The 23,162-nt window shown below is 69.1% G+C and carries 23 protein-coding genes; 10 read left to right on the top strand and 13 right to left on the bottom strand.

The features are described 5' to 3' along the window. Positions 1–35: 35 nt before the first annotated feature. From ACRC20_RS12815 to ACRC20_RS12785, 7 genes are all read right to left on the bottom strand, one after another. A complete protein-coding gene (locus ACRC20_RS12815) occupies positions 36–1,541 on the bottom strand; it encodes a carboxylesterase/lipase family protein (protein WP_438686768.1) in 1,506 nt (501 codons plus the stop codon). 96 nt (positions 1,542–1,637) lie between these two features. Further along, entirely contained in the window at positions 1,638–2,123 is a 486-nt protein-coding gene (locus tag ACRC20_RS12810) for a barstar family protein (protein ID WP_438686767.1), read from the bottom strand. Next, the gene (locus ACRC20_RS12805; protein ID WP_438686766.1) at positions 2,123–2,560 is read right to left on the bottom strand and encodes a ribonuclease domain-containing protein; all 438 of its coding nucleotides are present in this window, start codon (positions 2,558–2,560) and stop codon (positions 2,123–2,125) included. The genes ACRC20_RS12810 and ACRC20_RS12805 overlap by 1 nt, the downstream gene beginning before the upstream one ends. 38 nt (positions 2,561–2,598) lie before the next feature. Then, positions 2,599–4,080 carry a hypothetical protein gene (locus ACRC20_RS12800; protein ID WP_438686765.1) on the bottom strand — a complete coding sequence of 494 codons (1,482 nt, stop codon included), beginning with the start codon at positions 4,078–4,080 and terminating at the stop codon, positions 2,599–2,601. Further along, positions 4,080–4,430, bottom strand: a complete 351-nt coding sequence (locus tag ACRC20_RS12795) for a hypothetical protein (RefSeq protein ID WP_438686764.1) — start codon at positions 4,428–4,430, stop codon at positions 4,080–4,082. The genes ACRC20_RS12800 and ACRC20_RS12795 overlap by 1 nt, the downstream gene beginning before the upstream one ends. 25 nt (positions 4,431–4,455) lie before the next feature. Next, positions 4,456–5,679: a hypothetical protein gene (locus ACRC20_RS12790; protein ID WP_438686763.1), complete on the bottom strand. Its 1,224-nt coding sequence runs from the start codon at positions 5,677–5,679 to the stop codon at positions 4,456–4,458. Continuing rightward, positions 5,676–6,218 carry a hypothetical protein gene (locus ACRC20_RS12785; protein WP_438686762.1) on the bottom strand — a complete coding sequence of 181 codons (543 nt, stop codon included), beginning with the start codon at positions 6,216–6,218 and terminating at the stop codon, positions 5,676–5,678. Before ACRC20_RS12785 ends, ACRC20_RS12790 begins: the two co-directional genes overlap by 4 nt. Positions 6,219–6,525: 307 nt before the next feature. On the opposite strand from ACRC20_RS12785, the gene lipB reads away from it, so the two are divergent. From lipB to lipA, 4 genes are all read left to right on the top strand, one after another. After that, complete coding sequence (gene lipB / locus ACRC20_RS12780; protein WP_438686761.1) at positions 6,526–7,221, top strand: lipoyl(octanoyl) transferase LipB; 696 nt, start codon at positions 6,526–6,528, stop codon at positions 7,219–7,221. Positions 7,222–7,289: 68 nt separating this feature from the next. Next, the gene (locus ACRC20_RS12775; protein WP_438686760.1) at positions 7,290–8,048 is read left to right on the top strand and encodes a hypothetical protein; all 759 of its coding nucleotides are present in this window, start codon (positions 7,290–7,292) and stop codon (positions 8,046–8,048) included. A gap of 196 nt (positions 8,049–8,244) precedes the next feature. Next, complete coding sequence (locus ACRC20_RS12770) at positions 8,245–8,820, top strand: hypothetical protein (RefSeq protein ID WP_438686759.1); 576 nt, start codon at positions 8,245–8,247, stop codon at positions 8,818–8,820. Between the two features lie 40 nt (positions 8,821–8,860). Continuing rightward, positions 8,861–9,883, top strand: a complete 1,023-nt coding sequence (gene lipA / locus ACRC20_RS12765; RefSeq protein ID WP_438686758.1) for a lipoyl synthase — start codon at positions 8,861–8,863, stop codon at positions 9,881–9,883. A 16-nt stretch (positions 9,884–9,899) separates the two neighbouring features. On the opposite strand, the gene ACRC20_RS12760 is transcribed toward lipA, so the two are convergent. Together ACRC20_RS12760 and ACRC20_RS12755 are read right to left on the bottom strand one after the other, a co-directional pair. Beyond that, the gene (locus tag ACRC20_RS12760; protein ID WP_438686757.1) at positions 9,900–10,559 is read right to left on the bottom strand and encodes an MOSC domain-containing protein; all 660 of its coding nucleotides are present in this window, start codon (positions 10,557–10,559) and stop codon (positions 9,900–9,902) included. Between the two features lie 24 nt (positions 10,560–10,583). Then, positions 10,584–12,650 (bottom strand): MDR family MFS transporter, encoded by a 2,067-nt coding sequence (locus ACRC20_RS12755; protein ID WP_438686756.1) that lies wholly within the window; start codon positions 12,648–12,650, stop codon positions 10,584–10,586. Positions 12,651–12,739: 89 nt separating this feature from the next. Here ACRC20_RS12755 and ACRC20_RS12750 point away from each other — a divergent pair, with 89 nt between their 5' ends. Both ACRC20_RS12750 and ACRC20_RS12745 read left to right on the top strand, forming a co-directional pair. Then, positions 12,740–13,483, top strand: coding sequence for a DUF4191 domain-containing protein (locus tag ACRC20_RS12750; RefSeq protein WP_438686755.1), 744 nt, complete (start codon positions 12,740–12,742; stop codon positions 13,481–13,483). A 124-nt stretch (positions 13,484–13,607) separates the two neighbouring features. Continuing rightward, positions 13,608–14,816: a DUF222 domain-containing protein gene (locus tag ACRC20_RS12745; protein WP_438686754.1), complete on the top strand. Its 1,209-nt coding sequence runs from the start codon at positions 13,608–13,610 to the stop codon at positions 14,814–14,816. Here the strand turns inward: ACRC20_RS12745 and rsmA are convergent, their stop codons facing one another. The 3 genes from rsmA to ACRC20_RS12730 all read right to left on the bottom strand — a co-directional run bounded on the left by rsmA (position 14,817) and on the right by ACRC20_RS12730 (position 17,924). Next, positions 14,817–15,674: a 16S rRNA (adenine(1518)-N(6)/adenine(1519)-N(6))-dimethyltransferase RsmA gene (rsmA, locus tag ACRC20_RS12740; RefSeq protein ID WP_438686832.1), complete on the bottom strand. Its 858-nt coding sequence runs from the start codon at positions 15,672–15,674 to the stop codon at positions 14,817–14,819. It abuts the gene before it with no gap. Further along, on the bottom strand, positions 15,671–16,873 hold the full coding sequence (locus ACRC20_RS12735) for a transglycosylase family protein (RefSeq protein ID WP_438686753.1): 1,203 nt from the start codon (positions 16,871–16,873) through the stop codon (positions 15,671–15,673). The genes rsmA and ACRC20_RS12735 overlap by 4 nt, the downstream gene beginning before the upstream one ends. 205 nt (positions 16,874–17,078) lie before the next feature. Next, a complete protein-coding gene (locus tag ACRC20_RS12730) occupies positions 17,079–17,924 on the bottom strand; it encodes a TatD family hydrolase (protein WP_438686752.1) in 846 nt (281 codons plus the stop codon). 113 nt (positions 17,925–18,037) lie between these two features. Here ACRC20_RS12730 and metG point away from each other — a divergent pair, with 113 nt between their 5' ends. The 4 genes from metG to ACRC20_RS12710 are packed head-to-tail and all read left to right on the top strand — an operon-like array spanning position 18,038 to position 22,354. Next, positions 18,038–19,582 (top strand): methionine--tRNA ligase, encoded by a 1,545-nt coding sequence (gene metG, locus ACRC20_RS12725; protein ID WP_438686751.1) that lies wholly within the window; start codon positions 18,038–18,040, stop codon positions 19,580–19,582. Further along, the gene (locus ACRC20_RS12720) at positions 19,579–20,304 is read left to right on the top strand and encodes a hypothetical protein (RefSeq protein WP_438686750.1); all 726 of its coding nucleotides are present in this window, start codon (positions 19,579–19,581) and stop codon (positions 20,302–20,304) included. Before metG ends, ACRC20_RS12720 begins: the two co-directional genes overlap by 4 nt. Further along, positions 20,301–21,056, top strand: a complete 756-nt coding sequence (locus tag ACRC20_RS12715; protein ID WP_438686749.1) for a hypothetical protein — start codon at positions 20,301–20,303, stop codon at positions 21,054–21,056. Before ACRC20_RS12720 ends, ACRC20_RS12715 begins: the two co-directional genes overlap by 4 nt. Before the next feature lie 20 nt (positions 21,057–21,076). Then, the gene (locus ACRC20_RS12710; RefSeq protein ID WP_438686748.1) at positions 21,077–22,354 is read left to right on the top strand and encodes an aminodeoxychorismate synthase component I; all 1,278 of its coding nucleotides are present in this window, start codon (positions 21,077–21,079) and stop codon (positions 22,352–22,354) included. Here the strand turns inward: ACRC20_RS12710 and rsmI are convergent. After that, the gene (rsmI, locus tag ACRC20_RS12705) at positions 22,312–23,145 is read right to left on the bottom strand and encodes a 16S rRNA (cytidine(1402)-2'-O)-methyltransferase (RefSeq protein WP_438686747.1); all 834 of its coding nucleotides are present in this window, start codon (positions 23,143–23,145) and stop codon (positions 22,312–22,314) included. The genes ACRC20_RS12710 and rsmI overlap by 43 nt on opposite strands. Positions 23,146–23,162: the final 17 nt, after the last annotated feature.

Below are 23,162 nucleotides of genomic sequence, written 5' to 3'. Positions count from 1 at the left end.
CGCGAGACCAGCGCCGCAGATCGCCGCGTCGGAGCTCATGCCCCCCAGAAACCGCATCGGTGCTCGTCCCACGGCGTGAGCGTCGAGGGGGCTTGCTGACCGACCGGGTAGATCCGCAGCACCGGCCCGTTCGCGCCCTCCTCGCGGCGGGGCCACGACACATCCCCCTTCGGCTCCCCGCGCCAGGCGAAACTCGTCCAATACTGGACCATCCGCTTGGCGAGGTCCTCCCGCCGCTCGTTCAGCCGGATGCCTTCTAGCGTGCGCACATCGAACAAATACGACAGCTCGGTCGCATGCCCGGCCCCGATCGCCACCCCCGAGGCGCCCGTGTCGACGATGTTCGGGGCGGCGAGGTCGTCGAACTCGTAGGAGTACACCGGGGCACGGCGGGCGAGCAGGGCGTCTGTCCGCATCGCGGGGCAAATCCAGGCCGCGTCGGTCGCGATACGGGCCCATGCGTCGCCGGGGCTGGGAAAGCCCGTCGCCGGGTACTCTTCGAGCACTCGGCCCGCTCGCGCGCCGAACGCGCCCCGCACGAGCTCTTCGTATCGCTCCGCGCTGATCGGCGCGTCCCGCGAGGAGCTCGCCACCGCGGCCGTCCCCTCGTCGTGGTTGGACCCGGAGATGACCGGAACAGCGGCCAAGGCCCCCGACATGACCGCGTCGACCGGGTCCTCCGGCAGGAGCGGCGTCCCGTACGCGAGCAGGTCGCCGAACTCTGCGGAATGCCGCACCAGGGCCTCGGCGGGCAAAGCGCGCAAACAGTCCAACGGATGCTCCTGCGGACAGCCCACTTCCTTCGCCAGCGCGAGCCCGTGCTGCTCGGACACGGCGACCGGCGCGTAGGGCCGGGCGGGCCGCGCGTCGAGGCCCATCGTTCCCCGAGGCCACGCCGTCGCGCACGACCCGGACGAGAGGATCGCCTTCGCGACGAGCCCCTTCGCAGGCGGCGAGGCGAGAAGCGCGCAAATGCTCATCGCCCCGGAGGACTCCCCGAACATCGTCACATTCTCTGGGTCTCCGCCGAACGCTGCGGCGTTGCGATGCGCCCACTGCAGCACGGAAAGCTGGTCGGCGAGGCCGAAATCGCCCGAGTCCGGGACTCCCGGCAAGCCCAGCTGCGCGAGCACGCCGAGCCGGAAGTTCGCCGTCACGACAATCACGCCGCCCTCCGCGACCAGTCGTCTCGGATCGTATTGGTGCCCGTCGCCCACCGTGAACCCGCCGCCGTGGAACCACACCATCACAGGAAGCGCCTGCCCCACGGCCTGCTTGCGGGGCGTGATCACATTGACTGTGAGGCAGTCTTCGTCGGTCGAGACCAGCTTCCCGCCAGTGCCGAGCTGCGGGCACGGCGGACTAGAGGCCGTCGCGCCCCACACGCCCTCGTGCGACGGCATGGGCATGGGCGAGGAGAAACGCAACGCCCCGGTCGGCGCTTGGGCGTACCGGACACCGAGAAAGGTGCGCACCGTGTCGGAAGCCGCGCCCTCATACCAACCGTCGGCCACCCGCACACGGAGCGGCGCATCGGCCATCTGCGCCGAAGAAGCCCGCGAGCAGCAGGTCAGCAGCGCCGCGCAACAGACGGCCAGAAAAATTCGGAGAAGACGCAAAAGCCAGGCGAGCCCGGATCAGTCCCAGGCGGTGTCGTGGGCGGCGGCGGGCAGCGCGCCGACCAGTTTGCTCCACGCCGCTTTGACCTGCTCCGCCTTGCCCTCCGAGACCTGCAGAACGACTTTGAACGGCTTGCGCTGGGAGTTCGTCCACGTCACGTTCGCGTCTTGGACGATGCTGGCGAAGGCCTGGAGGGAGTCCGCGTCGCCCGCGAGGAACTTGTCGGCGTTCCAAATCACCACGTAGTAGCCGAAAGCCACGCCGAGCCAGTCGAGGTCTGCGAGGCTGTCGGAAAGAGCGTCCCAATTGTGGCCGAAGTGGAAGGGGAATTGCAGGGCCGCCGCGAACTCGTCGAACAAATCCGCTTTCGTCGTGGCTTTCTCGCCTCGGATAAAACGGACGATATTCCCCTCGGCGGCGAGCAACGAGGCGCTTGAGTCGAATGTGGCAGGCTCGCCGACGAGAATCTCGAAAGCGGACACCGCAGGAGTTGCCTCAGTCATCAACGCATCCTCTCAAACGTCTGATAATGATCGCCAGTGTACCAGGCAGAATGATCACTCCCCGTGATAATCCGCTGGGCATCACGATTGCGACCTTGTATTTTGTCGTTCACATCCCACTCGCGATAGGCGATCGGCTTGCCTTGCGCGTCCGTGGCGGCCAACCGGTGTTCCCGGTTCTGCCAGACGGTGCCGCCGTGCGTGCCGGGGGCGCCAGATTTCGGCCATGTCCCGGCATCGATCTTCTTGAGCGTCGCATACGCCTTGGCCGGAATGGCGGTCGCCACCACCTGGTGGTCCGGTCCGGCGTCGGGCGAGGCGACCGCGTACGACACCCCGATGGTCAGGCCGATCAGCGCGCAGAGCGCCCCCAGCCAAGCCAGCGTCCTCTTCACTGCCATGCTCCCTCTCGCTTCCACGATGGTCTCGAACGCCATCATCCTACGACGCCGCAGGCGCCTCCTCTTGCACTGCGCTAGCGGGGCTCGCCCCCGGGGTCGTCGATGCTGGCGATCTGCATCGCCAGCCGCTCGCGCTCGTCCAATGCCCCGAGTATTTCCTCAGAGGCCAAGGGCAGTCCTGCCGTGAACTGCCGCTCGCCCTGCTCCTTGGAGATCAAGTAGCTGGCGACTCGATGTTCGCCGCCCGCGCCGTTCATCCCGGCCCCGCCCATCATCGGCATGCCCATCATGCCGTTCGACGCGGCGGCAGAACCGCCCGCGGAGACTTCGACAAGCGAGCCCGCCGCCGCAGGCGCGGGCCTGAGCTCAGGGACCGGGCCGGTCCGCGCTTCGGGCAGCGCGTGGGGAGCGCCACCGCTGAAGCCGCCGCCACTGGAGAGATCCGCAGCAGGCCTGGTCGCAGCGGACTCGGCCGAATCGAGGCCGTCGCCAACCTTGTCCGCTGCTTCGTCGCCGCTGTCGGCCAAGCCGTCGGGCGCAGGCTTGTCGGCCGAGGCGGGCTGGGCGGCAAGGCTGCCGAGCGAGGCCCCGAGGCCAACGGCGCCCGAGGCGACGCCCGCCCCTGTGCCCGCCGCCCCCGCGACAGCGCCTGCCGCTCCGGCGAGGCCGGAGCCTGCGGCGGAGCCCATCTGCCCCAGCGCGCCGAGCACCCCGCCGAGAGCGCTCGCCGGGTTGTCCTGCCCTGCCCCGTTCTGCCCGGCACTGGTTTGTCCAGCCCCGCCCTGTCCCAAGGCGTCCGCAGTCCCCTGCGCTCCGCCTGCTCCTGCTCCGCCTGCCCCGCCGCCAGCCTGGCCCGCGCCCGTATCCGCCGCCCCGCCGCCAGCCGGACCTGCGCCCGCCTGTCCGCCACTCGGCTGTCGACTGCCCGCGCCTGCCGTGCCACTCGCCTGCGTGGCGGGGGAGGACTGCTCCGGAGCAGCTGCGGAGGTCGGGTCCGACGGCTTCGGCGCGCCATTCGCCGCGCCGCCCTTGGCCCTCCTGCCGTCCGCGCCGATGTCCGGGATCGCGGCCTCGGGGAATGTCGGGGCCACATTGATCGTCGGGTTCCCCGCGAGGTCGGTGTACAGATGGCTGAGCGCTTTGGCGAGCGCCGTCGAGGCGGTCCTCAGCTCTGCGGGCGAGCCCACCCCGCCCTGTCCCAGTTGCGCGTCGTACGCCTGCTGCAAGGCCTGCGCTGCGGGCTGCACCCGTTCGACGTACTGCTCGTAGAAATTCGAGAGCTTCGCCTTCATCCGATTGCATGTGTCCGCGATGTTCAACGCCGCGTAGCTGAGCACGGTGGACTCATGGTGCGCCTCGTCGACGAATTTGCCGAACAGCTGGCTCGAGGCCGCGTTGTCCACGTCGTGGCCGAACTGGCCGACTGCGGTCATCGCCTGCGTCATCTGCTGGTATTCGCCGAGCAGCTGCGAGATCTTGGAGCCGTCGATGGAACGGGCGACGCTCAGCAGCTCCTCCGGATCGGAGACCATGGCCAGATAGTCGGCTCCAGCCATCACCGTCCTCCTTCAGGCGCTGCCCCCGCGATGCTCTGCGCCGCGCCGAGGTCGGTGTTCGCGATCAACTGGCCCCACGTCCGGAAGTTGCCCCACAGCTTCTCCAGATTGTCCTGCTCGCGCCGCACGGCTTCGCTCAACGCGCCCGTGAGCGTGCTCGCCGACTGGTGCGCCGCCGAGCCGTCCTCTCCCAATCCGAACGGATTGCCCCCTTGCAGCGACTGCGCCATCCCGTCGGCGAGCGACGCGGCGGCGCCCAGCTGGTCGAGATACTGCTGATGCACTCGGCGCATCTGGTCCAAACCTTCTTCGGACACCTGTGTGCCGCCAGTGTTGACCTGCGATGTCATCGTCGTCTCCTCGGCGAGAGCCGTCTTATGCCGGGTCGCTGAACGCGAAGTCGGTCTGCAATTCCATTGCGTCGATCTCGTCGTCGGTCAAGGCTCCGATCACGTCGGGCGACACCACCGGCAACTTCTCGATCAGCTCGTAGCCGTTGTCCTCGCTGTAGAGGTAGTCCGGAGCCTTGTGCTCCTTCTCTCCCCCGCCGCCCCGGCCGCCCATCATGCCCGGCCCCATCATGCCGCCCATCATCGAGCTCATCCCCCGCACGGCGCCCGCAGGCGCGCCAGCGCCGGGCACGCCCGCGCCCGCAGAGGCAAGGCCTGCCGCGCTGCCTGCCGCCGCGCCGAGCGACTTGGGGTCCAGCCCGCCCGCGCCGATCCCTCCGCCGGCGCCGCCGAGGCCGATCCCGGACGAGGGAGGAGCCAGGTCCGCCGACTGCAAGCCCGTGCTCGCGAGCGGGTCGAACGTCGAGGACGGCAACGCCGCGGCCGTGCTCGGCTGCTTCTTGCCCGCGTCGGGGGACCCCGCCGACGGGCTTGCGCCCGCGCCTGCCGGAGAGCCGCCCGAGCCGCCGCCCTGGTCTCCTCCGCCAGAACCCCCGCCGGAGGGCGAGCCGCCGCCCGAGCCGCTGTCTTGCGCGGCGGGCTGCGACTGGCTCGAGCCGCTGGTCTGCGGCTTCGGAGTCGCCGAGGGCACGGGCTGCTGCCCGCCCGAGGGGGAGCCTCCCGAGCCGCCCTGAGGCTTGCCCGTGTCGGACGGAGCGGGCTTCGGGTCCTCCGTGACGGCTTTGGGCTTCGCCTGCGCGGCGGCCTCCAGCGACTGGTTCGCCGCAGGAGCCGACGGGATCTTCACGCTGTACAAGTTGTTCAGCGCGCTGGCGAGCGGCTCGGCGGCCGCCTTCCATTCGGCAGGGCTGCTCGACTGGTGCAGGACTTGTTCGAGGTTCGCGGCGGCGGACTTCACTTGGGGCACTTGGTCGTAGAACTGCTTCAAGGTCGAAGCCATGCCGATCAGCGACTCCCCCGTGCTGGCGGAGTCCGTGCCGACTTCGAGCAGCCTCGGCTCGAAGTCGTCGCGCACGACGCTGTCGAACTGGTCCCTCGGAATGCCGGGGAACTGGTTCACGGTGCTGCCGAGCTTGTCGAACCGCTCGCTGACGTACATGATCAGCATGATCGCCGACTCGGACTCGCTCGTGCTGAGGGAGTTGGCGATCTGGATCAGCCCATACGGGTCGTCGACGCTGAAACTCACAGCGAACCTCCCGCATGGCTGCCCGTGCTCGGGGTGTGGGTCTTGACCTTGCGGAACGCGCACGCCCAGTCCGAATCGGTGTGCTCCGCCTTCGTCTTGATCTCCTGCGTGCCGTCTGCCACGCCGTTCAGGATGGCCTGCAACGTCGTCGCCTTCTCCCCCATCCTGTCCATCCACTCGCCGACCGTCTGCGCGAACGCCTGGCCCTGCGCGCAGGATCCGAACATCCCCGGCAAGTGGCCCTTGGCCTGCTCGGACTGGCTCATCGCGTAATCCGCGTGCTCCGCGCCCTCCTGGCAGATCGTGACCGCCCGCTGGATTCCCTCCGGGGTGATCACAAATTTGCCGCCGTTGTCCAAGAGCTTGCCGAGCTGCCATATCTTCTCGGCGTAGCCGCGCACTTGCTCCCGCGCGTCCGCCGGAGCGTCCGACGGCACCATGTTGTTAAAACCAGGGCCCGACGACACCTGCGCGAGCGCGGCCTCTCGCGTGGTGATCTCCTGGCCGTCGATGATGACCGGCTGTCCACCGTCTGCCATGCGATGCCTTTCCGAAGGTTCTACCCGTCTGTCACGATCCGCTGTGCGGCACTTGCCTTGAACACCCCAGCTCGAAGGCCTTGTGCTCGCCCCATAAACCCGACGTCGACGTTGACTTGCTGGAAGTGTAAACCCGTCCGGTATCGGTCGCAAGACTTCCGCGCAAACTCGCGTCCGCGTGAGATAACTCTCACGGGGAGGGAACCAAACCAGCCCCCCGCGCGTCTAACAAAGATTGGCAGGCGTCCCGAAAACCCGCCCTGCCCGCCCTATGGCCCCGGCCCCGAAGGTGTACGCTCGGAGTCCTATGGCAAGCACGCCCATAACCGCACTGAACGCCCGGAGCGTTCGGGATTCGCGCGCGCCGGTCCAGATCCGCGAGCTCGGCCTCGTCGACTACGAGGAGGCCTGGGAGCTGCAACGCGAGCTCGCGCAGGCGAGGGCCGAGGGCGGCGAGGACGTGGCGCTCATCCTGGAGCATCCTTTCGTCTACACGGCAGGCAGACGGACCGAGCCCAGCGACCTCCCCTTCGACGGGACCCGCGTCGTCGAAGTCGACCGAGGCGGCAAAATCACCTGGCACGGGCCCGGCCAGATCGTCGGCTACCCCATCGTGAAACTCGCCGAGCCCATCGATGTGATCAGCTACGTCCGCATCCTCGAAGAGGCGTTGATCAGCGCCTGCGCGCATTTCGGCGTGCGGGCCGCCCGTGTCGAGGGCAGCTCGGGGGTGTGGCTGCCCGCCGACAGCAGGCGGATCCAGCGCAAGATCGGCTCGATCGGCGTCCGGGTGCAACGCGGCGTGACCCTGCACGGCTTCTCCCTCAACTGCGACGCGGACATGTCCGGCTTCGCGAACATCGTGCCCTGCGGCATACCGGACGTCGGGGCCACCTCGCTCAGCGTGGAGACCGATCGCCTGGTGACCGTGGCCGAGGCGGCCCCGGTCGTGGTCGACCGCCTGCTCGCCGCGCTGGACGGCAAGCTCGCCATCAACGGTTGACAAGGGCCGAGCCCGCCGGAACGGCGCGCATTGCCCGTGCAGACCCTCTCCCCGCGTATCCTCGCAGGATGAGAGCGCACCGTATAGCCGCCGTGCTTGCCGCGACGGCCCTCGCGGGCTGCGGCGGCCCCAGCGACGAGCAACCGCAAACCCTCACTGTGACCAGCGTGATCACGCCCGAATCTGCCCCGAGCGCCTCGTCGAGCCCCTCGTCTGCGCCGAGCGCAGGCGAGGCCCCCACGGGCAAAGCCCCCGGCAAGGACTCCGCCTTCGGCGACGTCGTCGCCTGGATCGAAGCGGGCCAAGCGGCCGACCCGGGCCCGTACCAGGCCGCGACTGGCCCGGATGCGGCGGGAACCGCCGCGACTGCCACCACGACCACGCAGAACCTCGGCGGCGATGTCGCTTTCCGGTCTCCCTCGAAAAAGCTGCGCTGTTTCGGGCTGGCCGCGAACTCCACGGCCTACTCCCCCGCCGGGTTGCACTGCCTCGCCAATTTGGCGAATCCGCCGCCGCGCCCGAAAGAAGTCGGCCACTGGGTCGGCGGCTGGGTGAGCTACGACAGGACCACCGCCTCGGTCGGGTCGTTCCACGGCGATCCGGGGCCGTTCCTCGCGGGAGACGGCCCCGAGCTGCCCTACGGCCAGAAAATCTCCTTCGGGCAGGGCGGCGAGCAAACCGTCTGCCGCATGGACCAGACCGGCCTCTGGTGCGCCGACAAAGCCAAAGGCGCCGCGATCCTGGTCAACGACCAAGGAGTCGTCCCATACGGCTGCCTGAAGCAGATCCCCCCCAAAGAGGGCGAAGGCTTCTCCTACACGTGCTGAGCCCGGGGCCTGCCCCCGCAGACGGACGAGAAGCGCGGCCGGGCCCGCGCGAAGCCGCGCCGGACACTGCTCGCTCCCGCCATTGCGGCCGCGACGTCCGGATTGTCGGCTTCTATCAAGCCGCATCGGCGCACATCGACGAGAGCGCCGGCGCACTTGCGTCGAACACTTCGATTAAGACTGCTAGTCTTGAAATGTGGGGGCGGATGAGACAAACACCGGCATAGGGGCGGCAGCGGCGAGCACTGCGATGTTCGTGGCCGTTGCCGGGTTTTGCCTGCTGCTCCTGCACAACAACCTGTACTTCGGCAGCGACTTCCCCATTGTGCTCGTCAGCGCCCTCCTGCTGATTCCGGCGGCCTTGTTCCAACTGGTCCGCTTCCTCCTCAGAAAACCCGGGCTGCGCAGCTGGCGGACCGTCGCCACGCCTGCCGCTTGGCTGCTGACGTTCCTGCTGCTGCGGATAGACGCGCCGAGCCGGCTGGGCTGGCAGATCTCGAAGGAGCAGTTCGAGGCCGCGGCGGCCGAGCTCGGCCGAGCACCGGACAAAGCCCCTGGCTTTCAGCGCCGCCTCGGCCTCTACCAAATCCGGGAGGCCGCCGTCGACCCCGAGAGCGGCGCGGTCTATTTCCTGACCCCGTACGGAGTGCTCGACTCGGCGGCGTTCGTGCGCCTCCCGCACGGGGCGAAGACGCGGGAGAGCTACGTCGGCGCATGCCATCGCTGGGACGACGACTGGAAGATCTGCACAAACGAACTGCACGGCGAATGACCGATCTCCGCCCTTGCCCGGCGAACGGTAAGCTGGACCAGTGACGATCGCACCGGAAGGACGCAAGCTCCTACGACTGGAGGCGCGCAACGCCCAGACCCCCATCGAGCGCAAACCGGAGTGGATCCGCACCACCGCCAAACTCGGCCCGCAGTACAACGAGCTGAAATCCCTCGTCAAGAGCGCCGGATTGCACACCGTCTGCGAAGAGGCAGGCTGCCCGAACATCTTCGAATGCTGGGAGGACCGCGAGGCGACCTTCCTCATCGGCGGCGAGCAGTGCACCCGGCGCTGCGACTTCTGCCAGATCGACACCGGCAAGCCCGCCGAGCTCGACCGAGACGAGCCCCGCAAAGTCGCCGAGTCCATCCAGACCCTCGGCCTGCGCTACGCCACCATCACCGGCGTGGCGCGCGACGACCTGCCGGACGGCGGGGCGTGGCTCTACGCGGAGACCGTGCGCGCCAACCGCGAGCTGAACCCGGACACCGGGATCGAGCTGCTGATCCCGGACTTCACCGGCGACAAGGACCAGCTCGACGAGGTGTTCCACGCGCGGCCCCACGTGCTCGCGCACAACCTCGAAACCGTGCCCCGGATCTTCCGGGAGATCCGGCCCGCGTTCCGCTACCAGCGCAGCCTCGACGTGATCGCCAAGGCGCGGGAGGCCGGGCTGGTCACGAAGTCGAACCTCATCCTCGGGCTCGGCGAGAACCCGGACGAGGTGTCCGCCTGCCTCGCCGATCTGCACGCCGCGGGCTGCGAGATCCTCACCATCACGCAGTATCTGCGCCCCAGCCCGCGCCACCATCCGGTCGCCCGCTGGGTCAAGCCCCAGGAATTCCTCGACCACGCACAGACCGCCGAGCAACTCGGGTTCTCGGCGGTGATGACCGGTCCCCTGGTGCGCTCCTCGTACCGTGCGGGCAGGCTCTACGCCAAGGCGCTGCTCGCGCGCGGCGAGGCGCTGCCCCCGAGCATGGCGCACCTCGCCGAAGAGGGCACCGCCCGGCAGGAGGCTTCTGCCGTGCTGGCGCAGCACGAGGCGCGCTCGGCAGGCTGAACAGGCGCCGAGGCGCCTACGGGACGAGCCTCGCCCGCGCGTCCCGCGCCACCTTGGCGGGCAGGTCCTCGGCGGCGAGCAGCCGCCGCAGGCCGTCTTGGCCCGCCGACCCGTCGAAGAGCCCCCGCGCCGTCACGCCGTGCTCCGGCCTTGACACCACGTCGATCCGGTCGCCAGCCGCGACCGTGCCCTCTGCGACGACCCGCAAATAAGCTCCGACATCGCCCTGATTGGCGAACCTGCGGACCCAGCGATCCTCCTCGGACCACCGGGCGAACGTCAGACAGGGGACGCGAGGAATCGTCACCTCCAGCACGAGCCCGTCCGTTCCGACCGCCCAGCGCTCCCCGACCACTGCGCCGGTGACCTCGATCCCGCTCACCCGGAGGTTCTCGCCGAACCAGCCTGCGGGCAATTCCCTGCCCAGCTCCCGCGCCCAGCGCAGCGCCTCATGCGCCGCGTACGCGTACACCGCCTGGTCCGATCCGCCATGATGCTTCGGATCGCAGACGTGGTCGCCGTCCAAGCCGAGCTCCCGGACGGCCACCCGGCCGTCGACGGGGCGCTTGTCGATGGCCGAATTTTTGAGCGCGAACCGGGCAGGGCCTGCGAGCTTCCGCTCCTCGAACACGACGCAGACCGCGTCGACGCGGCCCCGAAAGGCGTGCTCCGTCATCTCCTCAGCATAGCTACCGGATAGCTACCGGGCTCCTGCCAGAGCGGGCTCTTGCGCCTCCGGCCGGTCGGCCTCTTCCCGGAGCCAGCGCCGCGTGATGTTCCGCAGCGCCGCCTCGACCTGGTCCCGGTCGGCCCTGCCCTCGCATCCCGTGCATTCGACCAGCTTCTCCATGAGGAACTCGCCCTGGCGTTTGATCAGCAGCTCGGCCTTCGCCGCGCCAGCCGGGGTGAGCGACAGCTCGTCCCCGTCGCGGCGCACGTCGCCGCCCGACACGAGCGCGGCGAAGACCGGCTCGAGCGCCTCGGGCGGCAGCTGGTGTTTGTGCGAGATGCCGCTGAGGGTCGCTTGGCCGAACACTTGGGCCGTGCGGCTGATCCGCAACAGGCCCCAGACCCCGGCCACCCCGAGCCCGACGCCAGGGGTCTCGGCCAAGTGCCGCATGCGGAGCCCGTGCGTGTTGCGCAGCTGCCAGCTGACCGCGACTTCGAGCTGTTTCTCGGGCGTGCTGCCCGACGGCACGCCGAAGCCTTCGCCGAACTCGACCGCCGGGGAGTTCGCCTGCACGAGCGGCTTCTCTTTGAGGAGCAGGGCGAGCAGGAAGCCGAGGACCGCGACCGGCGTCGCGCAGAGGAAGACCAAGTCGAGCGACTGCGCGTACGCGGCCACGATCGGCTGGGCCTGCTCGGCGGGCAGCCGGTGCAGGACGTGCGGGGACTGCGCGGCTTCGGCAGGAGCGCCCGAGGCGGCGAGCGCGGCCGACGTGCGGGGGCCGAGGAAGGTGTGGAAGAGCGTCCCGAACACGGCGGCTCCGAACGAGCTGCCGATCGTCCGGAAGAACGTCACGCCGCTCGTCGCCGATCCGAGGTCGGAGAACTGCACGGTGTTCTGCACGACGACCGTGAGCACTTGCATGGACAAACCGATGCCGACGCCGAGGACGAGCAGGATGGCGGACTGGTAGTAGATCCGGTTGGGCGAGGTCCCGTCCATGCGGGACAGGGCGAGGAACGCCACCGCCATCACGGCCATCCCGGCCACGGGGAACACTTTGTACCGCCCGGTGCGCCCGACGAAGGACCCGACCGCCGTAGAGGTGAAGACCATCCCGAGCACCATCGGCAGGGTGCGCAGGCCCGAAGTCGTCGGCTCCGCCCCGTCCACGAACTGCATGAACGTCGGCATAAAGGTCAACGTGCCGAGCATCGCGAAGCCGACAGTGAAGGCGAGCGCGCAGCACACGCTGAACACGGGGTCGCGGAAGAGCCTCGGCGGCAGCACCGGCTGCGCCGTGGTGGCCTCGACCCAGACGAAGAGCGCGAGCGCCACGGCGGAGCCCGCGAAGAGCCCGACGATCGTCGGGGAGCCCCATGGGTACTCCGAGCCGCCCCAGGTGGTCGCGAGCGTGAGGCCGGTGACACCGAGGCCGACGAGGAGGATGCCCCAGTAGTCGATGACCGGCCGGGCCGCCTTCGCGAGCTGCGGGATGGCGGTCCCTGCGACCATCAGCACCGCGATCCCGACCGGAAGGTTCACCCAGAACGCCCAACGCCAGCTCAGATAGTCGGTGAAGAGGCCGCCGAGCACAGGCCCGACGACCGAGGTCACCGAGAACATGCTGCTGAGGATCCCCTGGTAGCGCGCCCGATCTCGCAGCGGGATGACCTCGGCGATGAGCGCCATCGAGGTCACCATGAGGCCGCCTGCGCCAATGCCCTGCACTGCGCGCCAGAGCACGAGCGAGGTCATCGACCCGGCCAGGCCGCAGAAGACGGAGCTGGCGACGAAACACACCACAGAAGCCTGGAAAACCCGCTTGCGCCCGTAGAGGTCGCCGAGCTTGCCGACGACCACTGTCACGATGGTCTCGGTGAGCAGGTAGCTGGTCACCACCCAGGACTGCCTGCCCGGACTGCCGAGCTCGGCGACGACGGTCGGCAGCGCCGTGGCCACGATGGTCTGGTCGAGCGCGGCGAGGAGCATGCCGAGCAGGACCGCCGTGAAGATCAGGCTCTTGCGGCGCGTGTCTGTCTCGACTTGGGTCGCTCCGGCTTCGTCCGAGGCTTCGGCAGCGGCATTGGGGGGAGGCATTCGGGCAAGCGTACCCCGAGAGGCTGGACGCGGGCGGGCAAAACGCCTGCGACTGGCCGTGAACCTGGCGAAAGAGGTACCGTACATATATGCCGAAACCTCCAGCACCGACGAGCAAGGAAGCGAAAGCCGCCGCGAAGCTCGTGCGCCAGCGCCAATCGAAAGAGCGCCGCCAGCAGATGTGGCAGGCGTTCAACATGCAGCGGCGCGAAGACCGCTGGCTGTTGCCGCTCATGATCGGCGTTTTCGTCCTCGCTGTCGCGCTCGGCGTGGCGCTCGGCCTGGTCGCAGTCGGCGTCTGGTTCTTCGCGCCGCTCGGCGTCCTCGCGGGCCTGGTCGGCGCTTTCGTCGTGTTCAGCCGCCGCATCCAGCGCACGGCGTACGCCAACGCCGAGGGGAAGACGGGCGCCGCGAGCTGGGTGCTCGAACAGCTCCGGGGCGCGTGGCGGGTCACGCCGGGCGTCGCGGCGAACGGGCAGTTCGACGTGGTGCACCGGGTTGTCGGCAAGCCTGGTGTGATCCTCGTCGGCGAGGGGGCCCCGAACCGGGCGCAGGGCTTGATCGCGCAGGAGAAGCGCAAGATCGCGAAACTCGTCGGCGACACCCCGATCTACGAGATCGTCGTTGGGAACGAGGAGGGGAACGTTCCCCTGTCGAAGCTGCAACGCCACATCATGCGGCTGCCCAACAACATCGACACGAAGCGCATGGACGCGATCGAGGCGAAGTTCGCCGCCCTCGGCGCCCGACCCACGCCGCTGCCGAAGGGCCCGCTGCCGCAGGGGGCGAAGATGCGCAACCTCCAGCGCGCGACCCGCAAGGTCCGCAACTAGAGCTTCCCCGTCGCGCTGATTTCATACGTCAGTGGAAAAGCGTTGCGCAAGGTTGTCATAAGTAGGCACACAAGCGTGTGGGTTTTCCTTGTTCTGCCTGGGGTTTTCGGGTAGAATCGAACGTATGGATGACACGGCGGGAACCGGTTCGGCGGTGAGGGATCTGCTTGCCGCGCTCGCAGAAGTGGAGCGCGAGGAGTCCCTGCTGCTCTCCCGGAAAGCTGTGCTGGTGGCGAGGATCGCCGAAGAGGTGGCGCAGCGCCAGATCGTGGAGGAGCGCCAGTGCGGGAAAGGGATTTTCTCCTTCGCCACGCGCGAAGCGGTGCTGTTGGAGCTGGGCCCCGCGCTCGGGGTGTCGTCGCGCGGCGCGGAGGCCATGCTGTCCTTCGCGGAGGACATGACCGTGAACTACCCGAAGCTCGGGGCGAAACTGGCGGCGGCCGAGGTCACGGCGAAAGCCGCCCGGTTCGTGGGCGAGAACTTGGGCTTCGCGCCCAGCGGCTGCAGGGAGGAGCTGGACGCGTGGCTCGCCGTCCAAGCCCCGCGCTGGCGGATGTGTTCCTACGGGAAGATCTCGCAATTGATGGAAGCCCAGTACCTGCGGCTCGACCCCGAATGGTGCAAGCGGCGACGGGAGCGGGCTCACAAGTCCCGCTCCTTCACCATCACCCCCATCAGTGACGGCATGGCCGACCTGCGCGGAACCATGCCCCTGGAAGCCGCCGCCGAGCTCCGCGAAAGGTTGACCCAGATCGCCAACACCGTCTGCCCCCACGACGGAAGACCTATCTTCACCCGACACAGCGACGCGCTCGCGATCCTCGGCGAAGAACACCAGCTCGTCTGCGAATGCGGCAAGCAATCCTGCAAGGCAGCCCAACGACCCGCACATCACCCCAAGAACATCGAACTCGTCGTCCAACTCCCCGCGTTGATCTCAGGCGAGGATGTCCCCGCGCTCCTCGACGGAGCCCCCATCGACTCCGATCTCGCCAAAACCCTCGCGAAAGCCGCGAAACGAATCACATTCACCACCTGCCCAACACGATACAAACCCACACCGGCAGTCGAAACCCACGTCAACACACGCGACGGGCACTGCCGATTCCCAGGCTGCCACCGAAGAGCCCGCACCGAGTTAGACCACACCATCCCCTTCGACCACGAACATCCCGAATCAGGCGGGCAAACAATCCCCGAAAACTTGAAACGCCTCTGCCGACACCACCACCGAGCAAAAACACACGGCAAATGGCGAGACAAACAAGAATCCGACGGAACCGTCACATGGGTATCGCCGTCAGGCCAGCGCTACGTCACCCAATCCGGCTGATCACGCCAGCGCGAGCGCCACGAACTGCTCGACGCCGAGCTCCTCGCCGCGCGCCGAGCCAGGAACGCCTGCCACTTCGAGCCGTCTGCGCAGCTCCTCGGGAGAACCCGCCCATGATTTCAGGACCGCGCCCAGAGTTTTCCGCCTGCTCGCGAATGCCGCGTCGACGAGGCTGAAAACCCGTTTCCGCGTCTGCTCGTCGGTCGGCCACGGCGAGTTCTCGCGCCGGGTGAAACGCACCAGCGCCGAGTCCACGTTGGGCTTCGGCCAGAACACCTCGGGCGAGACCTTGTTCGCGAGCTCCGCCGTGCCGTAGAAGGCGGTCTTCAGCGTCGGCACGCCGCCCTCCCGCGCGCCAGGCTTCGCTGCCAATCGCTGGCCGACCTCCAGCTGCACCATGACCAGCGCCGTGCGGATGCTCGGGAACTCGGCCAACGCGCGCAGGAAGACAGGCACCGCGACGTTGTACGGCAGATTCGCGACCAACGCGGTCGGCGCCACCGGCAAATCGGCGGAGCCGAGCTGGAGCGCGTCTTTCTCGACGAGCCGGAACTGCCTGCCCGGCGCGCGGTCGGCGATGGTCTGCGGCAGCTCCGCCGCGAGCTTCGCGTCCACTTCCACCGCCGTCACGTCGTGGGCGACGTCCAACAGGCCGAGCGTGAGCGAGCCGAGCCCCGGCCCGATCTCCAAGACCGCGTCCTCCGGTCGCAGGCCCGCCGCCGCGACGATCCGCCGGATCGTTCCAGGGTCGTGGACGAAGTTCTGCCCGAGCCGTTTCGTCGGGCGCACGTCAAGACGTGCGGCGAGCGCCCGGACATCGCCAATCCCGAGGTATTGGACGGGAGGAGGCTCGCTCAGCGGAGGCCGGCTTTGATGGAGCACACCGGCCACGCGCCCCAGCCCTGGGACTGCTGCGTGACACGCGCGATGGCGATCTGCTCCTCACGGCTGGCGAGGTCCGCGCGAGGGGCGTACTTCCCGCCGCCGTGCGCGAGCCAGGTGCCGAAGTCGAACTGCACGCCGCCGTAGAAGCCGTTGCCCGTGTTGATGTGCCAGTTGCCGCCGGACTCGCATGCGGCCAAGGAGTCCCAGGCCCCGCCGTCGTACACCTGGGGGACCTCGGTGCCCGGTTTCGCGCCCACCTGCATGACGCGGGCCCGGCCCTCTTCGAGGACGGTGCGGTCGAGCGGGGTCCGCTCCACCGCCTGCCCGTTGACGTATCGGATGGAGTACGTGACGCGCTGCGTGCCCGGAGCGCCGGGGTCGGTCAGCTCCGACCAGCTGAAGTTCTTCGACTCGTCCTTGATCAGCTGGTCTTCCGGCTGGTAGGACTCGGTCACCGTCTCGGTCTTGGTCTCGACCCGGTTGACCGCGAGGATCTGCGCGCCGTCGATGGAAGCGTCGAGGCCCGGCTCGGCGAAGTCTTGGGCGCCGAGCTGCACGCCCGCGCTGTCGAGCACCTGCCGCACGGTGCCGCCGACGACCCGCACCTGGTGCGAGACGCCGCCGTCGGACACCGTGAGCGTCCGAGGCGTGCGCAGCTTCACCAGGAAGCCTTCGAGCGGGATCCGCTGGTCGCCGACGGCTCCGACGCTGCCGTCCGTCGTGGTCATGTCGTGCTCGGCGAGCGCGGCGGTGACAGTGCGCTCCGTGGTGACAAGGTTCTTGTCGGACACCGGGTTCCCGTCCGGCCCGAGCGCGACCACGCGAAGGATGCGCGCCCGCGAAAGCGTGATCCGCTGCCCGTCGGCGACCTCGGCGCCGAACGCCGGGCTGACCCTGTCGCTCGTGCGGACCCGGTAGCCCGCCTCGGCGAGCGCCTCGCCGACCTTGCCCTTCGTCGTGGTGAACTCGCGCGCGGAACCGTCCACGTCGATAGTGACAGTGTGACGCTGTGCGAGGACGAGCGCGCCGCCCGCGCCGACAGCGAGCAGCAAGGCTGCGACAGCGCCTCGGAAGGCGAGCCGCTCCCGGAACGACCGGGGCGGCTTGCTCTCGCCGCGCTGGGCCCCGTCGCTCGGATCGGCGGATTCGTGTGTCTCGTTCTCGTCGGTCATCGTTCTCCCAGCGGCGCGCTCAACTGCTCTCGCCGCGTGCTCGTTTGTTCGCGATCATCGATTATCACGTCAGCATAACGACCCGCGTTGCGCGTTGGCAAGCGGAACAATGTGACGTAATGGGGCAGGTGTGGCGCATGTGGTCAAATGGAAACGTTCTGATCTGGGATTTCTCGTTGAACGATCAATCAACGCGCCGACGGCGTCACACAGCGCCGAGCCGGTACACCCGTTCCGCCGTGGCCGTGCTGGAGGCCGCGAGCTCCGCAGGCTCCACACCGCGGAGCGCGGCGAGCGACGCGACGGTGTAGGGCAGGCAGTACGGCTCGTTCGGGGCGCCGCGATACGGGTGCGGGGTCAAAAAGGGCGCGTCCGTCTCCACCACGAGCTGCCCGTCCGGGACCAGGGGGGCCGCCTCGCGCAGCGCGGCGGCGTTGGCGAAGCTCACCGTGCCGGAGAAGGAGAGCACGTAGCCCCGGTCGACGCACTCGCGCGCCATCGCCGCGTCCGAGGAGAAGCAATGCATGATCACCGTCTCGGGAGCCCCCTCGTCGTCCAGGGTCTTGAGCACGTCCTCGTCGGCTTCGCGGTTGTGGATCATGAGGGGCTTGCCGACCCGCTTCGCCAGGTCGATGTGCCAGCGGAACGACTCGAACTGCTCCTCTTTGCTCGCGCAGCCCTCCAGCCTGCCGATCCAGAACCACTCCAGGCCGGTCTCCCCCACCGCCACGGTCCTCGGGTCCCGGGCGAGGGCTTCGAGCTTCTCCTTCGCCGCCTCGTCAAGGACGTTCGCCCGCGACGGGTGCACGGCGACGGCCGCCCACACCCTGGGGTCCCAGTTCGCGGCGGACACCGCGAACTCAGCCGACGCGAGGCCGTCCGCCACCGTCACGACCCGCCCGACCCCTGCCGACGCGGCGCGGTCGAGCACGCGGCGGACCGACTCGGCGTCGTGCGCCCCGCACGCGTCGAGATGGGTGTGCGCGTCGACCAGCGGGCCGACGCCCTCCGGCACAGGAGGGGGTTCTTTGGACTTGGAGGACTTTGCCACCGCACGAGCTTATCCAAAATCTCGCTGCCAGGTTTGCGAGGAACGAGCGGGGCACGCGAGAAGCCGACAACGCAGCAGATCGCCGCCAGGGCGTGCCGTACTCTAAAAGAACCATGACGAGGCAGCCTTACTACCAGACAACGGCCATCACGTACGCGAACGGCACGCCGCATTTCGGGCACGCCTACGAGTTCATTTCGGCGGACGCGCTCGCCCGCTTCGCCCGGCTGGACGGCAAAGAGGTCTTCTTCAGCATGGGCATGGACGAGTACGGGCTGAAAGTCCAGCAAAGCGCCGAAAAGGAAGGCGTCAGCCCGCAGGCCTTCGTCGACCGGATGGCCGAGCGTTTCCTCGAGCTGCACGCCGCGCTCGGCAGCTCGTACGACCGGTTCATCCGCACCACCGAGCCTGCGCACGCGAAGGCGAGCCAGGAGCTGTGGCGGCGGATGGCCGCGAACGGGGACGTGTACGAGGGGCGTTACGCGGGCTGGTACAGCGTCCGCGACGAGGCGTTCTACGGCGAGGAGGAGACCGAGGTCGGCGAGGACGGCGTCCGGATCGCCGTCTCCACCGGGACTCCGGTCGTCTGGACCGAGGAGTCGACGTACTTCTTCCGCCTCTCGGCGTACCAGGACCGGCTCCTCAAGCTCTACGAGGAGCACCCCGAGTTCATCGGCCCGGACTCTCGGCGCAACGAGATCGTGAGCTTCGTGTCGCAGGGGCTGAAAGACCTGTCCATCTCGCGGTCGAGCTTCAACTGGGGGGTGCCGGTCCCCGGCGCCCCTGGGCACGTGATGTACGTGTGGGTGGACGCGCTCACGAACTATTTGACCGCCGTCGGCTTCCCTGACGACGAGGCGAACGTCGCGAAGTTCTGGCCCGCAGACCTGGGGATCATCGGGAAAGACATCACCCGCTTCCACGCCGTCTACTGGCCCGCGTTCCTCCTCTCGGCAGGCATCGAGCCGCAGCAACGGATCTTCGGGCACGGCTTCGTGCTCAACAAAGGCCAGAAGATGTCCAAATCCGCAGGCACCGGGCTCGACCCGTTCTGGCTCATCGAGACGTTCGGCCAGGACGCGGTGCGGTTCTTCGCGCTGCGCGAGATCCCATACGGGCAGGACGGCTCCTACAGCGACGAGGCGATCGTGACCCGCGCGAACGCGGACCTGTCCAACGGTCTCGGCAACCTCGCGCAGCGATGCCTCACGATGATCGCGAAGAACTTCGAGGGGTCCGTGCCCGAGCCGGGGGCGCTCACCGCCGACGACGAGGCCCTGCTCGCCCAGGCGGACGCCCTGCTCGCCGCGTACCGGCCGCATTTCGAGTCGCAGCGGCCGGACCTGGCGCTCGCGACGGTGTTCGACGTGGTGTCCCACGCGAACGGGTACTTCACCGCCCAGGCCCCGTGGACGCTCAAAGAGGACCTCGGACGGATGGGCGCGATCCTGTACGTGACCGCCGAAGTGGTCCGGCAGGTGTCGATCCTGCTGCAACCCGCGATGCCGCAGGCCACGGAGAAGCTGCTCGACCTGCTCGGGCAAAGCGCTTCGGCCCGGTCCTTCGCGGACTTGCCGTCCCGGCTCTCGCCGGGGCTCGAACTGCCAGAGCCCAAGGGAGTGTTCCCGAGGCTGGCCCTGCCAAAGGAGGACGCATGAGAACGCGCGGCGCGGCCATTGGGGCCGTCATCCTCGCGCTCGCCGCGAGCGGTTGCGGCAACGGAGCGGGCTCCTCGGACGCCCGCCCGTCGAACGGCTCGGCAGGCTTGGCAAGCGCCCCGATCTCCTCGCTGCGAGAAGCCATGCCTGGGAAAAACGACTTCCCGGACGGATGGCAGGTGCAGGCGCAGTCGACTCCCCCGGCGGCGTTGCCGGGGATCAACGGCACGAACACGCAGATCAGCTCGGCCACGCCAGGCCGGTGCTTGGACTTCGCCGCAGAGTTCATCTCGTCCCCCGGGTCCTCGATCCCCGGGGAGTTCGTCTCCAGCGTCAGCGCCCGCATCCCGGCCCCCGGATCGGGCTTGGTCACGATCATCGCCGCCCGGAAAACGAAGAACTGGGGGAGCCCGGCGGCGATCCGCGACAGCCTGCGGGACTGCTCGGACGTGACTGTCGACCTCTCGGTCGGCGGCACGTCGAACTCGGCGGACTTCGCCTCCTCGCCGGTCGACACCAACGCGATCAAAGCCGAGGCCGCAGGCCGCGCCACAGTCATCCACGCGGGCGACGAGGCAACCTCCTTCGTGGTTGTGCGGGCGCAAGCGCGCGGCGTGCTCGTCGTGGCGACCTCGCACACCAACCCCGCAGTCGGCGAGGACCAGCGGGGGCTCCTCGTGAAGCTGGTCGGCCAGACCGTGGACAAGCTCGACAAGCTGTGACAACACTGCTCGCGACACGGCATGGCCGAGGCGAGGCTCTCGCCGCGGCCTGCGCCGCGCTGCTCGTGGCGGGGTGCGCCGCGCACTCCGCAGACCACGTCCCTGCGCAGAGCAGCGACCGGCCGGCCTCCGCAGACGCGCTCGACTCCCTCAAGAAGGCCATGCCGGCCAAGTCGGACTTCCCGGAGAACTGGCGTGTGGAGGCGCACGACGCCCCGCCCCTGGCGCTGCCGGGGCTCGACGACGGGAGCACTGTGATCAGCGTGGTCGTTCCGGACGGATGCCGAGAGTTCGCCGCCGAGTTCGTCTCCTCGCCCGGATCGTCGATCCCAGGGGATTTCGTCGCCAGCACCATCGCCATGATCCCGAACGACCAGGGCGTCTTCGACCAAAGCTCGGTCGTGGTTTTCGCCACGAAGGACGCGGGCGCATGGGGAGCCCCCCATGCGCTCCAGGAGAGCGTGCGGCCCTGTGGGAATGTCACCGCCCAGATGTCGATGCAAGGGCGGATGCTGAGCGTAGGCTTCAGCTCAGCCTTGATCGACACAAGCGCGATCAAAGGCGAAGCCGCAGGTCGAGCAACAATCATCCACGCGAGCGAGGCCCGCGTCCTGATGGCGGTGGTTCGCGCGAAAGCGCGAGGCGTGCTCGTCTCGGCGAGCTCGATGATCGTGTCCGGGTCGGGAGACGACCAGAAAGCGCTCCTGGTGAGACTCGTCGCCCAGACGGTGGACAAGCTCAACGCGATCTGAGCATCTGGCACTCTTGTCACGTGCGCGTCGAATGTCTCGGTGAGGGCCTAGGCCCTGGACCGGTCCTTCGCGCCCTGCGGACGCTCGCGGAGCAGGCGGGGGCCGCGCCCCCCGCAGCCCTTGTCGGGGATTGGTTCGGCTCGCGCGCCGTGCTCGCCCCGAGCCTGGTCGCGCTCCCCGGCACGGCGCTGCCCGACTTCGGCCCCGCCCTGCGAACGGATCTGCCGGACGAAGCCGCCGTCGGCGGCGGCTGGATCGGCGCGCTCGCCTACCCGGACCGGGCCGGGGAAGACGGCCTGCCCGCCGTGGTGGGCGGTTTCGCCGAACAGGTGCTGCGCCTGGACCAAGCGGGCCTATGGTGGTTCGAGTCCCAGAACGACGAGCCCTGCCCGCCCCGGCTTCGCGAGATCGTCCGCGCGGGCGGCGACGGCGAGCGGCCGTTCCGCTGCTCGTGGACCGCGCCCGACCGCGCGGCCCACGAACGCGCGGTGCGCGCCTGTCTCGCCGCCATCACGGACGGCGAGGTCTACCAGGCGTGCGTGACCACGCATTTCACCGGCGAGCTGCGGGGCGATCCGCTCGATTTCTTCCTCGCCGTCACCGAGGCCTCCCGCCCGGCGAAAGCCGCGTACCTGGCGGGCGACTGGGGCGCCGTGGCCTCCTTCAGCCCCGAGCTCTATCTGCGCAGGCGTGGGACAAGCGTGGTGGAGAGCCCGATCAAGGGCACCTTGCCGAGGCGGCTGGACCCGGCCCTCTTGCGCGCGTCCGCCAAAGACGTCGCGGAGAACGTGATGATCGTGGACTTGGTGCGCCACGACCTCGGCCAGCTCGCCCGCACCGGATCGGTGCGCGTCACCCGGCTGCTAGAGGTGCGCGAAGCCCCCGGCGTGTGGCACCTGGTCTCCAGCGTGGCCGCCGAGCTCGACCCCGAGGTCAGCGACGGCGACCTGGTCGCCGCGACCTTCCCGCCCGCGTCGGTCACCGGCACGCCGAAACTGCGGGCGCGGGAGCTGCTGTCGTCCTGGGAGGCCGACGGGCGCGGCATGTACTGCGGCGCGGTCGGGATGTCCTCGCCCGCGCAGGGACTGGAGCTGAACGTCGCGATCAGGACCGTGTCGATCGCCGCCGGGGGCGCGATGCGGCTCGGGGTCGGCGGCGGGATCACGGCGGACTCCGACCCGGACCAGGAATGGCAGGAGTGCTTGGACAAAGCCGCCAGCACGATCGCCGTTTCCGGCTCCGCCCCCGAGCCCGGTCAGTCCTCGGCGGACTTCCGAGCGGCGACCGCCTCCGCGTAAAGCTCCCGTTTCGCGACGCCTGCCTCGGCGGCGACCAGCGCGACCGTCTCGCTGAACCGGGCCCCCGCCGCCACGAACTGCTCCACTTTTCGCACCAAGCCCGTCATATCCGCAGTCCCGGCCTCGGCCCCCGCGAGCACCACGGTGATCTCGCCCCGCACGCCGTCGGCAGCCCATTCCACGAGCGACCCCAACGTGCCCCGGCGCACTTCCTCATATGTTTTCGTGAGCTCCCGGCAGACCGCCGCCCGTCGCTCGGCCCCGAGTTCGGCGGCCGCGTCCGCGAGGCATTCCGCGAGCCGGTGCGGGGCTTCGAAGAAAACGCAGGTGCGGGGCTCGGCGCGCAGTTCGGCGAACCAGGTCCTGCGGGCCTGCGATTTGCGTGGGGCGAACCCCTCGAAGCAGAACCGGTCCGGGGCCAGCCCGGAGAGCGCGAGGGCCGTGGTGACCGCCGACGGCCCCGGCAGGCACGTCACCGGCAGGCCCTCCGACACAGCGGCGCGGACCAGCCGGAAACCGGGGTCGTTCACCAGCGGCGTCCCGGCGTCGCTGATGACGAGCACGGTCTGCCCGTCGCGCAGCTCGGCGACGAGCTGCGCGGTCCGCTGCTCCTCCGCGTGGTCGTGGAAGCTCACCAACCGCCCCTCGATCCGGACCCCGAGCGCGCGGGCCAAGTCTTTCGCCCGCCTCGTGTCCTCGGCCGCGACCACTGCCGCCGAGGCGAGCATGTCTTTGAGCCGTTGGCTGGCGTCCGAGGGGTTTCCGAGCGGCGTGGCGGCGAGGACGAGCATGCCGCCAGCTTACGGGG

It is taken from the genome of Segniliparus sp. (assembly GCF_051660745.1).
GTDB lineage: Bacteria > Actinomycetota > Actinomycetes > Mycobacteriales > Mycobacteriaceae > Segniliparus.
Note: the sequence above shows the minus strand (reverse complement) of the source record. Positions and strands in the feature narration are given on the sequence as shown.